Source organism: Streptomyces sp. NPDC001980, assembly GCF_040296885.1.
Classification (GTDB): Bacteria; Actinomycetota; Actinomycetes; order Streptomycetales; family Streptomycetaceae; genus Streptomyces.
Window position 1 is genome coordinate 76,355 of record NZ_JBEOYD010000001.1, and the last position, 11,852, is coordinate 88,206.

Annotated in this window: 12 protein-coding genes; 6 read left to right on the top strand and 6 right to left on the bottom strand. The window is 72.7% G+C overall.

Annotated features, from left to right (window positions below; translation table 11 throughout):
• Window positions 1-49 precede the first annotated feature (49 nt).
• Together ABT137_RS00345 and ABT137_RS00350 are read right to left on the bottom strand one after the other, a co-directional pair.
• Window positions 50-1,261, bottom strand: coding sequence for an ROK family transcriptional regulator (locus ABT137_RS00345; RefSeq protein ID WP_351700091.1), 1,212 nt, complete (start codon window positions 1,259-1,261; stop codon window positions 50-52).
• Between the two features lie 267 nt (window positions 1,262-1,528).
• Window positions 1,529-2,356 carry a hypothetical protein gene (locus ABT137_RS00350; protein ID WP_351700093.1) on the bottom strand — a complete coding sequence of 276 codons (828 nt, stop codon included), beginning with the start codon at window positions 2,354-2,356 and terminating at the stop codon, window positions 1,529-1,531.
• Window positions 2,357-2,606: 250 nt separating this feature from the next.
• Between ABT137_RS00350 and ABT137_RS00355 the strand changes: the two genes are divergently transcribed.
• Window positions 2,607-3,143, top strand: a complete 537-nt coding sequence (locus ABT137_RS00355) for a hypothetical protein (protein WP_351700095.1) — start codon at window positions 2,607-2,609, stop codon at window positions 3,141-3,143.
• A 12-nt stretch (window positions 3,144-3,155) separates the two neighbouring features.
• On the opposite strand, the gene ABT137_RS00360 is transcribed toward ABT137_RS00355, so the two are convergent.
• Both ABT137_RS00360 and ABT137_RS00365 read right to left on the bottom strand, forming a co-directional pair.
• Complete coding sequence (locus ABT137_RS00360; RefSeq protein ID WP_351700097.1) at window positions 3,156-3,776, bottom strand: Uma2 family endonuclease; 621 nt, start codon at window positions 3,774-3,776, stop codon at window positions 3,156-3,158.
• A gap of 138 nt (window positions 3,777-3,914) precedes the next feature.
• Complete coding sequence (locus ABT137_RS00365) at window positions 3,915-5,018, bottom strand: mechanosensitive ion channel family protein (RefSeq protein WP_351700099.1); 1,104 nt, start codon at window positions 5,016-5,018, stop codon at window positions 3,915-3,917.
• 365 nt (window positions 5,019-5,383) lie between these two features.
• Between ABT137_RS00365 and ABT137_RS00370 the strand changes: the two genes are divergently transcribed.
• From ABT137_RS00370 to ABT137_RS00385, 4 genes are all read left to right on the top strand, one after another.
• Complete coding sequence (locus ABT137_RS00370) at window positions 5,384-5,920, top strand: HNH endonuclease (protein WP_181805740.1); 537 nt, start codon at window positions 5,384-5,386, stop codon at window positions 5,918-5,920.
• A gap of 343 nt (window positions 5,921-6,263) precedes the next feature.
• Window positions 6,264-6,473 carry a hypothetical protein gene (locus ABT137_RS00375; RefSeq protein ID WP_502984443.1) on the top strand — a complete coding sequence of 70 codons (210 nt, stop codon included), beginning with the start codon at window positions 6,264-6,266 and terminating at the stop codon, window positions 6,471-6,473.
• Entirely contained in the window at window positions 6,474-8,519 is a 2,046-nt protein-coding gene (malQ, locus tag ABT137_RS00380; RefSeq protein WP_351700101.1) for a 4-alpha-glucanotransferase, read from the top strand.
• 111 nt (window positions 8,520-8,630) lie between these two features.
• Complete coding sequence (locus ABT137_RS00385; protein ID WP_351700103.1) at window positions 8,631-9,674, top strand: helix-turn-helix transcriptional regulator; 1,044 nt, start codon at window positions 8,631-8,633, stop codon at window positions 9,672-9,674.
• Between the two features lie 45 nt (window positions 9,675-9,719).
• On the opposite strand, the gene ABT137_RS00390 is transcribed toward ABT137_RS00385, so the two are convergent.
• A complete protein-coding gene (locus ABT137_RS00390) occupies window positions 9,720-10,694 on the bottom strand; it encodes an SDR family oxidoreductase (protein ID WP_351700105.1) in 975 nt (324 codons plus the stop codon).
• Between the two features lie 133 nt (window positions 10,695-10,827).
• On the opposite strand from ABT137_RS00390, the gene ABT137_RS00395 reads away from it, so the two are divergent.
• Complete coding sequence (locus tag ABT137_RS00395) at window positions 10,828-11,079, top strand: hypothetical protein (protein ID WP_351700107.1); 252 nt, start codon at window positions 10,828-10,830, stop codon at window positions 11,077-11,079.
• A 100-nt stretch (window positions 11,080-11,179) separates the two neighbouring features.
• Here the strand turns inward: ABT137_RS00395 and ABT137_RS00400 are convergent, their stop codons facing one another.
• Window positions 11,180-11,803: a TetR/AcrR family transcriptional regulator gene (locus tag ABT137_RS00400; RefSeq protein ID WP_351700109.1), complete on the bottom strand. Its 624-nt coding sequence runs from the start codon at window positions 11,801-11,803 to the stop codon at window positions 11,180-11,182.
• Window positions 11,804-11,852 lie beyond the last annotated feature (49 nt).

Genomic DNA, 11,852 nt, shown 5'->3' on the forward strand with positions numbered 1-11,852 from the left:
GCGGGCGGTGAGCGTGGGAAGGACTGGCTGTGCGGGGGTCTGAGGGGGCTCAGCGCGAGGTGTCGAAGACCTCGTCGCGGGTGGTCGCGAGCGCGCTCTCCAGCGCGCCGCGCAACACGGGGTGTTGACGGACGTCGCCGACGACGAGCCGTGGCCGGGCGGCCGCCAGCTCCTCCAGTTCGGCCTGGACGAGGGCGCGCAGCACCTCGCCGCCGGCGGTCAGGGCGGTGCCGCTGAGGACGACGAGTTCGGGGTCGAGGACGGAGACGAGGGAGGCGAGACCGGTGGCGAGCCGGGTCGCGTAGGTCCGCAGCAACTGGTGGTAGGGCCCGGTGGCGTGGTCGGCGGCGCGCGCGACGAGTTCGGCGGCCACCTCGTCGTACGGCCCGTCCGGCAGGTCCTCGATGCCCAGTTCGCGCGCCAGCCGGGGCACGGCCTGCGAACCGGCGAGTTCCTGGTAGCCGCCGCTGTTGGCCTTGGTGACCTGGCGGACCAGCGGGGTGCCCGGCACCGGCAGGAAGCCGACCTCGCCGGCGCCGCCGGTCCAGCCGCGGTGCAGCCGGCCGCCGAGGACCAGGGCGGCGCCGAGGCCCTCCTGGTTCCACAGCAGCACGAAGTCGCCGTGGCCGCGGGCCGCGCCGAGCCGCTGTTCGGCGATGGCGGCGAGGTTGACGTCGTTCTCGTACTCGACCGGCATCGGCAGCGCGGCGGCGAGCTCGTCGAGCAGCGCGGGGGAGTGCCAGCCGGGCAGGTGCGAGGCGTACCGCAGCCGGCCGGTGTTGGGGTCGAAGGCGCCCGGCGTGCCGACGACGACCCGGTGGACGTCGTCCCGGGCCAGCCCGGCCGCCTTCACGGCGCCGTCGAGGGCGTCGGTGACCTGCCGTACGACGGACTGCGCGGAGCGCCGGCCGGGGGTCGGCAGCTCGTACTCGCCGACGGTGCGGCCGGTGACGTCGGCGACGGCGGCCCGGATCCGGCCCGGGTTGACGTCAAGCCCGGCGGCGTGGGCCGCGCGCGGGTTCACCGCGTACAGCTGGGCGTTGGGGCCCGGCCGGCCCTCGCTGGTGCCGGTCGCCAGTACCAGCCCGGCCGCCTCCAGGCGGGCCAGGAGCTGGGAGGCGGTCGGCTTGGAGAGGCCGGTCAGCTTGCCGATCCGGGTGCGCGAGAGCGGGCCGTGCTCCAGCAGCAGGTCCAGTGCGGCGCGGTCGTTCATGGCGCGCAGCACGCGAGGGGTGCCCGGCGTACCGGCGGTTCCTGCCATGGGGTTCGACACCTGCCTTTCCAGCCGCTCAGTTTCCCAGTGACCTGGACGTTCGGTCCACCCCGGGTGACCGGCTCGAACCGTCCATCCGTTGATCACTGTTAGGAAAGTTTCCTGTTGGCTGGAAAACGTAGGCCGCCGGAAGGAGAGCGTCAATAGCCCGCCGGGGCGGCAACCCAGTCGTTACCTGGGCTTGGACATGCGAAGGGCCCGCCCGGAAGATCCGGACGGGCCCTGCTGTCTGCGTGCGCCCCAGGAGCAGGAGCGTTACTTCACCTGGATGTAGTCCCCGGTGGCCGTCGCCGCCGCGGTGGTCGTCGTACCCGCGAAGACGTACCGGTAGTAGCCGCTCTTCGACGCCTTCACCGTGGTGGACAGGGCGCCGCCGGTGCCGGAGGTGATCGCCTTCACGTTCGTGTAGGTCTTGCTGCCCTCGGTGCGGAACTGCAGGACGGCCTTCTGCCCCGAGTAGCCCTTGTACGACGAGGAGTCCCAGTCCGCCCGGGTCAGCTTGCCCTTGACGGTGATCGTCCTGCCCTTGGCCACCGGCTCCGGCGAGGCGTCGGCGGTCAGCTTGGCGGCGCGCTGCACCTTCGCGGTGCCGAGGTTGCCCCAGATGGCCACGTCGGACTCGGAGCTGAGGAAGTCGTCCGAGAGGGTGCCGTCGATGTGGGCGTACAGGCCCCCGGCCTTCCACGTGGTGGCGTCCGCGGCCTCGTACAGGTAGTCGCCCGGGTCGACCGGGATGGTCTCGGTGCAGCTCTCGGTGACCGTGGTGTCCGTGGTGGCGGTCGTCGTGCAGGTGGGCATGACTTCCGGGTCCAGCTCGTTGTCGAGCGTCCTCAGCGTGCCGCGGTAGAGCATCACCGCGGCGAACGTCTTCTTGTTGTCGATGACCAGGTCGGCGGGCCGGGTCATGGTGTACGTCACCGGCACGCTCACCGTCTTGGTGGTGCCGACGACGATCGCCTTGCCCTTGTTCACGGTGACGTCGGAGAAGACCAGGTTCGGAGTGGCCGCGGAGGCGGCGGGCGCCGCGATGCCGGCCAGGGCCAGGGCGCCGGACAGGGCGGCGCCTATGGCGAGCTTTCTCATGTTTCCCCACATTCGAGACGGGCCCCCGGGCGACGTCGCGCTCCAGAGCAAGGGCCCGTAGTGGGCTGACCTTAGATCATCGCGGATGCGGGGAGAATGCGGGGGGCCTGTGAAGAGCATCTGAATCCGGCCGACGGCCGGTTTGCGATCACGGCTGCGTCACGATCTTCGTCATTCCTGGTCAAGCAGGCCCTTCGCACGGCTTCCTGCTCTTGGATCCCGACACCGACCTGGAGAACGGCGACTGAATATGACCCCGCGAAGAGGGCTGTTCGTACGGCTGCTGCGAAGCACCTTCGCCGACTTCGCCCCCTTGATGGTCATCATGTGCGTCATCGTTTTCATCGACGACGGCATCGCCTGGCCGACCCTGGGCGAGGCGGCTCAGATCGTGGGGGTGTGGCTGCTGCTCTCCCTGCTGTGGGCGGCCTGGCGGACCCGCTCGCTGGTACGCGTGGCGCGGGGACTGGGCATCGAGGTCTCCGCGAACGCCCTGAACGGCACCCAGACGCACACCCTCACCGGCATCCCGCTCTCCCGCGTCCGTGCCGAGCTGGGCGTGGCCCGGCGGGCGTCCGAGGTCGGCGGCGGCAACCCGGTCGGCTTCCAGTGGCGCCCGTTCCGGAACCGGGCGTCCGCCGACGGGACGGTCACCTGCGACGAGTCCACGGGGGAGGCCCGCGTCGAGGTCCGCGCCGGCAGACGCCTCGGGACCGACGTCGTCCTCTTCCGGGGCGCCGCGTTCATCGCGCTCTGCCAGATAGTGCGCACACTCGAAGGCCGGTGAGTCGAGGACCGCTCACTCGCCGAGGAAGGGGGCCGTGTCGAGGGTGGGGTAACGGGCCGGGAGAGGGAGCGGGTCGCCGAGGCTCACCTTCGCGTCGGTCCTGTAGTAGGCCTCGGTGGGGTCGTCGCCGGGGAGGACGGGGTCGGTGTAGCAGTGGGCGGTCTTGGTGTGGCGGTCGATGAGGACGTAGACCGGGACGCCGGCGGCGGCGTAGGCGCGGAACTTCGGGCCGGTGTCGGTCTCGTGGTTGGTCGAGGTGACCTCTCCCACCAGGGTGATCATGTCGGCCGGGTACCAGCCCTTATGCACTTTGCGGTACGACTCGTCGAGTTCGGTCGCCCTACGGCGGCGGACGTAGAAGTCAGGGATGAACAACGTCATGGTCTTGCCGTCCTTGTGGGCGGCACGGTAGCCGTTGCCCATGCCCGCTAGGTCGAATCCGGCGTTGAAGAACTGGACGGCCAGTTTGAAGGCGCCGTCGTTGTGGTTGTCGTTCGCCGTCGGCGGCACGATGGCCATCCCCTCGATGTACTCGGGTCGAATCGGCGCTACCGACGCCTCCTCGATCGCGATCAACAGATCGATGGGGTCCTGCTCCGTCATGATCTTCTCCATGATCGGCTCGGCGCTCATCCCTGGTTCTCCTCACGCTGACGCCAGGCTAAGCCCGCTATGGGTGCCCCGGCAGAACGGCACCCCGTGCGCCCGTGGCGCCGGAATGCCCCGCCCGTTCACTCGAACGACTGTGCTGAACCGTTCCGCTGCTTTCCGCTACTTCCCGGACGTCGCCGAACGCTGGGCAGCGATCGGGGCCGTCGCCGCCACCTGCGGGGAGTCCGTGTTGGCGAACGCCGACGGGGCGGCCACCGCCGCCGTCGGGTCCGCGGCCGCCTCGTCCAGCAGTACGGCCGTCTCGCCGCCCACGATGCGGATGTGTGCCGCGTCGAACGCCCGCTTGATCCGCCAGCGCAGCTCGCGCTCCACGGTCAGCGCCTTGCCCGGCATGGTCTTCGCGGAGACGCGGACCACCATCGAGTCGATGAGCACGGAGTCCAGGCCGAGCACCTCGATCGGGCCCCACAGGACCTCGTTCCAGGGCTCTTCCTTGGCCATCTTCTCGGCGACCTCGTCGAGGGAGGCCCGGACCCTGTCCAGGTCCTCGCTGGACCGCACGGTGACGTCGACGCCCGCCGTGGCCCAGCCCTGCGAGAGGTTCCCGATGCGCTTGATCTCGCCGTTGCGGACGTACCAGATCTCGCCGTTGGCCCCGCGCAGCTTGGTCACGCGCAGACCGACCTCGACCACCTCGCCGGAGGCGACGCCCGAGTCGATCGAGTCGCCGACGCCGTACTGGTCCTCCAGGATCATGAACACGCCGGACAGGAAGTCCGTGACCAGGTTCCGGGCGCCGAAACCGATCGCGACACCGGCGACACCGGCGGAGGCCAGCAGCGGGGCCAGGTCGATCTGGAAGCTGCTCAGCACCATCAGCGCGGCCGTGCCGAGGATCAGGAAGCTCGCCACCGACCGCAGCACCGACCCGATCGCCTGCGACCGCTGCCGCCGCCGCTCGGCGTTGACCAGCAGCCCGCCGAGGGTGGTGCCCTCCGCCGACTCGGCCGTCCGGTTCATCCGGTCGATGAACTTGGTTATCGCCCGCAGCACGACCTTTCTGAGCACCACCGCGATCACCAGGACCAGCAGCACCTTCAGCCCGATCGCCAGCCATGTCGACCAGTTCTGCTCGACCCAGCTGGCCGTGTGTGCGGCGCTCTCCTGGGCGTCCTGGAGCGTGGGGACGGTCGCTGTCTCCGACGCCGAGGGGGTCGGTGACGGCGACGAACCGGCGGCCAGTAGGACGGCGGGCAAGGACACGGCGGGTACCTCCAGGCGGTGCGGTACTGCCCTCCGGCACGGCGATCAGGGTCAGATACGGCGTTCCAGGTCACGGAAAGGTCACCGGACGGGCAGGAACACCACACTAACGGGGCATTGTGTGTGGGCCCGGCCGATACGAGAAGGAGAGACCGTGCTCACGCCTGCTTCTCGCCACCGCCTGAACAGGCCCGCTTGAAGGGCCCGCTTGAAAAGGGGTGCAACCGGGGGATGAATGCCGTGTGGTCGAAAACACTCCCAGCCCGTTACCGGGAGATGGTGGCGCGTCCACCAGGCAGGAGGGGAGACTGGCCACAGATCGTCCCGGCGCGAGCCACGCGCCGCCGACGCCCAAGGAGGCCCCCGTGCCGCATGTCCTGGTCCTCAACGCGTCGTACGAGCCGCTCGGCGTCGTACCGCTCCGCCGCGCGCTCGTCCTCGTCCTGGAGAACAAGGCTGTCGCCTTGGAGGAATCGGGCGCCTATATGCACAGCGCAACCGTCACAGTCCCCGCACCCAGCGTGGTCCGGCTCAAGCGATTCGTACGGGTTCCCTACCGGGGGCCCGTTCCTCTCACCCGAAGGGCGCTCTTCGCGCGCGACGGGGGCCGGTGCATGTACTGCGGTGGCGTCGCAACCAGCGTCGACCACGTCATCCCGCGCAGTCGCGGGGGTCAGCACGTCTGGGACAACGTGGTGGCGTCCTGCCGCCGCTGCAACCACGTCAAGGCCGACCGCCATCTCTTCGAGATCGGCTGGCGGCTGCGGCACAAACCGGCCCCACCCACCGGCCTGGCCTGGCGCATCATCGGGACCGGCCATAGGGACCCGCGCTGGCTGCCCTACTTGCAGCCGTACGGCGCGGACGACGCCCTGGCCCGGATCGACGGCATCTCCGCCTGACGATCCGGGCTTTCGTATACCCCGTGGCTGCCCGCTCAGCCACGGGGCCCTTCAGCACGTGCACCTCGTACGACGAACAGCGCACCGCCCACCGCGAACGCCCCCAGCGCGGCCGCCCAGGCGCCCGGTTGCGCCCCCGGTTGCACCGGCCACGCCCACACCGCCACCGCGCTTCCGTGCGCCCCACCTCGGGGTCGGCGCAGCGGCCGTCTCTGTCGATCACCCGGACGCGGTCGGTTCGCGGCACGGGCGCCGGCCGTCACGCGTGCCCTCGCGACGACGGGGTAGGGCTCCTCTGACCCGGCATTCGCCGCCGTACCCGACGTCAGACGAGGAGGCCGCCGTGGCCGCAACGGTTCATCATCCGATCCCGGCCCAGTTCAAACCCCCGGTGCGGACCGAGGAGGAGCCCCGCCTGTGCGTGTTCAGCGCCGAGAGCGCGTGCGCCGAGGCCCCGCTGACCAGTGAGCCGCCGCTGCCCGACGCCGAGCCCCTCACCAGCGAACCGCCGCTGGCCGACGCGGTCCCGCTGACCAGCGAGCCGGGGTTGTAGATGAACGAAGCCCTGGACCCGGGGCTGTGCCGGCTCGCGGAGCTGCACGGCGTCGCCACCTCCTACCGCCCCGCCCCGGACCGTACGGTCGCCGCCTCCGCCGGGGCCGTGACCGCCGCGCTGGGCGCCCTGGGCGTCGACGCGAGCGGCCCGGAGGCCGTCCGCGCCGCCCTCGCCGACCGGGAGCGGGAACTCGCCGAGCGGCTGCTGCCGCCGGCCGTCGTCCACTGGACGGGCACCGGTGAGATCGCCCTCGGGCTGCCCGCCGGTACCCGCCTGGAGGTGCGGACGGAGGACGGGGAGAGCCGGGACGACGTGCGGGGCCTGCCGCCCGGGGTGCATCTGCTGACCGCCGCCGCCCCCGACGGCCGTACCGCCCGCGCCCACCTGGTCGTCGCCCCCGACCGGCTGCCCACCCCCGCCGGCCGCTCGTACGGCATCCTCGTCCAGCTCTACTCGCTGCTGTCCCGCCGCTCCTGGGGCATGGGCGACCTCGGCGACCTGGCCGAGCTGGCCGACTGGGCCGGACGCACGGCCGGGGCGGGGTTCGTGCAGGTCAACCCGTTGCACGCGGCCGTACCCGGGGTCCCCACCGACCCGTCCCCCTACCGGCCCTCCTCCCGCCGCTTCCCCGACCCGGTGCACCTGCGACCGGAGGCCGTCCCCGAGTACACCGGGACCGGCTCCGTCACGGACCGTGCCGGACACCTGCGCTCCGCCGTCCTCGACCAGGGCGCCCTCATCGACCGGGACGCCGTGTGGGAACTCAAGCGGGAGGCGCTGGAGACGGCGGCCGCCGCGCCGCTCACCGCCGACCGGCAGGCCGCCTACGACGCCTTCCGCGCCGCGGAGGGACAGGCCCTGGAGGACCACGCCACCTGGTACGCCCTCGCCGAGCGGCACGGCTCCGACTGGCACCGGTGGCCCGGGGCCCTGCGCGACCCCCGTTCACCGGAGACCGCCCGCGCCCGCGCCGAGCTGGCCGACCGCGTCGGCTTCCACACCCGGCTCGCCTGGCTCACCGTCACCCAGCTCACCGCCGCCCAGCGCGCCGCCCGCGAGGCCGGGATGCCGGTCGGGATCGTGCACGACCTCGCCGTCGGTGTGCACCCCGCGGGCGCCGACGCCTGGGCCCAGCAGGATCACTTCGCCGCCGGGATGTCCGTCGGCGCCCCGCCCGACGCCTTCAACGCCCGCGGCCAGGACTGGGGCCTGCCGCCCTGGCGCCCCGACCGCCTCGCCGCCTCCGGCCATGCGCCCTTCCGCGAACTTCTGCGCGCCCTCTTCCGCTACGCCGGGGCCCTGCGCATCGACCACGTGATGGGCCTGTTCCGGCTGTGGTGGGTGCCCGAGGGCCGGCCGCCGACGGAGGGCACCTACGTCCGCTACGACGCCGAGGCCATGCTCGCCCTGCTGGCCCTGGAGGCGACCCGGGCCGGAGCGGTGGTGATCGGGGAGGACCTCGGCACGGTGGAGCCGGGGGTGCGCGAGACGCTCCAGCGGCACGGGGTGCTCGGCACGTCCGTGCTCTGGTTCGAACGGGACTGGGAGGGCGACGGCTGCCCGCTGCCCCCGGAACGCTGGCGCGCCGACTGCCTCGCCACCGCCACCACCCACGACCTGCCGCCCACCGCCGCCCGCCTCACCGGCGAACACGTCGAACTCCGCGACCGCCTCGGCCTGCTCACCCGCCCGCTCGCGGAGGAACGGGCCGAAGCGACGGCCGACACCGCGGAGTGGCTGGCCCTGCTGACCCGCCTGGGCCTGCTCGCCGCGTCCGAGTCCGGCGACGAGGAGGCCGAGATCCGGGCCGTCCACCGCTTCCTGCTCCGCACCCCGGCCCGCATGATCGGCGTCTGGCTCCCGGACACCGTCGGCGACCGCCGCCCCCAGAACCTCCCCGGCACCTGGGACCAGTACCCGAACTGGCGCCTCCCGATCGCCGACACCAAGGGCCGCCCGGTCACCCTGGAGGAGCTGACGGCCTCGGAGCGGGTACGGGCGCTGTTCCGGACCCTGCACACGGACAGCCCGTCCACGGCGTGACGACGACCCGGCCCCGGACCCGGCGTGAGGCGGCCGGGGCCGGGGGGCCGGGGGGAGCTCGGGTGCCGGGCGGGGGAGCCGTTCGGGGCGCCGGTCCACGATCCTTGAGTCATGCGTGCCGCCCGCCTGATCCGCATGGCGCTTCTCGTCCAGTCGAGCCCCGGTCTGACCGCCGACGCCCTCGCCCGCGAGCTGGACGTCTCCAGACGCACGGTGATCCGTGATGCCCAGGCCCTGCAGGAGGCGGGCGTTCCCATCCGGTCCGAGCGCGGCCGCGCGGGCGGCTACCACCTGGCGCCCGGCCACCGCACCCGGCTGACCACGCTGCATCCCACCGAGGCGGAGACGCTCTACCTCTCCGGTCTGCCCACGGCCCTGCGCGATCTGGGCCTGTCGGACGCGGCGGACACCGCCCGGCTGAAGCTGTCGGCCACCCTGCTCCCCTCGCTGCGCGCGGCGGCCGAGTCGTCCGTGCGCCGCTTCCACCTGGACGCCCCGGCCTGGTTCCGCGAGCCGTCGGCGCCGGAGCTGCTCCCGGAACTGGCCCGTGCCGTGTGGTCCGACCGCACCGTCGAGCTGGACTACGCGCGGCCGGGCCGGGACGGCGCGCCGCCCCGCACGGTGACCCGCCGGCTGGAGCCGTACGGGCTCGTCCTGAAGGCGGGGGTCTGGTACGTCGTGGGGCGGGTCCCGGCCGAGCGGACGACGGGCCGGGACAGCGCCTGGCGTACGTACCGCGTCGACCGCGTCACGGCACTCTCCGCCGCTCCCGGCGACGGCGGCCCCTTCGTCCGCGACCCGTCCTTCGACCTGGCCGCGCACTGGCAGGCCCACGCCGCCGGGTTCGCCCGGGCGCTGCTGCGCACGACCGTCACCGTGCGGCTGACCGGGCGCGGCCTGCGCCGGCTGCCCGCCGTGGCGGACCCGGCCGGCGTGGCCGCCGTGCTGGCGTCCGCGTCCGCGACCGCGCCGGACGCCGCCGGGCGGGTCACGCTCGACCTGCCGGTGGAGTCGGAGGACGTCGCCTTCGGCCAGCTGACCGGGCTGGGCGCGGACGCGGAGGTGCTGGCCCCGGCGGGCCTGCGGGCCCGCTTCCGCGAGCACGCGCGGGCCCTCGCCGCCGTGTACGCCGCGGAACCGGAGGACGAGCGGTAGACCAGCGGTGGATCGGCGATAGATCGGCGACAGATCAGTGACGGTTCAGCGGTAGTCGTCCGGTGAGCCGTCCTTCCCGCCGTAGACGACGTCCTCGAAGTACGCCAGGGCGTCCGGCCGGCTGCCGTCCACGTCCTGTACGCCATAGGTCCTGGCGAGCTCCGCGCTGGAGGTGGACCTGCCGTTCCAGCGGGCGGCCCGGTCCGGGTCGGCGGCGAGCGCGGCGACCGCGCGGGCGAGGTAGTGCGGCGACTCGGCGACACCGAAGTGCGGATCCCGGGCGACGGCCTCGCGCCAGTTCCCCTCGGTCACGCCGAAATGGGCGAGCATCTGCTCCGAGCGCAGGAAGCCCGGCGTGACGGCGACCGCCGTGCCCCCGTACTCCGCCAGCTCCTGGCCCAGCCCGAAGGCGATGCGGATCGGGGCGTTCTTCGCGAGGTCGTAGTAGAGGTTCTCGCGGTAGCGGCGGTTGAAGACCGCTGTGCCGTCGGTGACCTCCACGTGCAGCGGCGCGTCCGAGCGGACCAGGAGCGGGAGGGCGAGCGCCGCGGTGATCAGGTGCGAGCGCACCCCGAGGTCCAGGATCCGCAGGCCGTCGGCGAGCGGCGTCTCCCAGCTCTTCTTGCCGAAGACGGAGCCGGCGAGCAGGTGCTCGCCGCCCCAGAGATCGTTGACGAGGATGTCGAGCCGCCCCCGTTCACGGCCGATCCGCTCGACGAGGACCCGGACCTGGTCCGGGTCCAGGTGGTCGGTGGGGACCGCGATGCCGGTGCCGCCGGCCGCGGTGACCAGTTCCGCGGTCTCCTCGATGGTCTCCGTGGTCCGGCCGACCTCGCTGGCGCGCTCGCGGGTGGTGCGGCCGGTGACGTAGACGGTGGCGCCGGCGCGGCCGAGTTCCACGGCGAGGGCACGTCCGGCGCCGCGGGTGGCCCCGGCGACGAGCGCGATCCGGCCGGCGAGCGGGCCTTCCCGGCCGGTGTCCTGGGTGCTGATGTCCTGGTGGTGGATGTCCTTGTCCATGGCACCACGGTGCCCGCCAAAGGTGACATCTTCCGTCACCCTTTTCCGGGGATCCTCCCGTGTGCCGGGCGGCGGCGGCTTACGGGTACCCCCGGACGCGCGCCCCCCAGGTCGGCCCGCTAACTTTGGCTTCGTGGACAAGAAGAACGCCCTGCGCGCCGGCGCCCTGGCTGCCGGTACGACGCTGATGATGCTGCTCATGTCGTCGCCCGCCCTCGCGCTCACGCGTGACGACGGTGACGACCCCGGCAAGGGCCTGAGCGTCATCCAGACGCTGGGTCTCTACGTCCTGGCACCGCTCGTGCTGTTCGCGGTCATCGCGGGTCTGGTGATGGTGCTGGACAAGTCCAAGGTCCGGGTCATCAAGCCGAAGGCCAAGGCATAGGCCCGAGGCCCGGCTCCCTGCTCCTGCTCCACCGAGGGCGCCGGTCGGCTCCCGTACGTATCGCACGTACGGAGGCCGACCGGCGCCCTCGGCGCGTCGCTCACGGGCTCGGCGCGGTCAGATACCGCTGCACGGTCGGCCCGAGCCACGCCATGATCTCCTCGCGCCCCAGCGCCACGACCGGCGGCAGCCGCACCACGTAACGGGTCAGCGCGAGCCCCATCAGCTGCGCGGCACACAGCCCCGCCCGCGTCGCCACCTGCTCGGGGTCCGGGCACACCAGCCGGGCCACCGGCACCACCTGCTCCCGGAAGATGCTCTGCACGCGGTCGGTCCCCGCCTGGTTGGTGACGGCGACCCGCAGCACCGCGGTGAGCTCCTCGTTCGCCTCCCAGATGTCCAGGAAGTGGCCCACCAGCGCCTGCCCGACCTCGGTGCGCGGCACCTGGGACACGTCGGGCATCCGCAGGTCGAGTGCGACGGCGGCCGCGAAGAGGCCGTCCTTGCTGCCGAAGTAGCGCATGACCATGGAGGGGTCGATGCGGGCGTCCTTGGCGATGGCGCGGATGGTGGCGCGCTCGTAGCCGTCGGCGGCGAAGCGTTCGCGGGCGGCGGCCAGGATGGCGGAGCGGCTGGCGTCGGAGCGGCGCGCCGCGGGGCCGTTTGCCGGGCCGTTTGCCGGGCCGTTTGCCGGGCCTGTGTTTCCACTGGGGGTGCCGTTCATGCCAACGAGCGTAGGCCAACACATGTGGGCCAACAAGTGTTGACCGCGG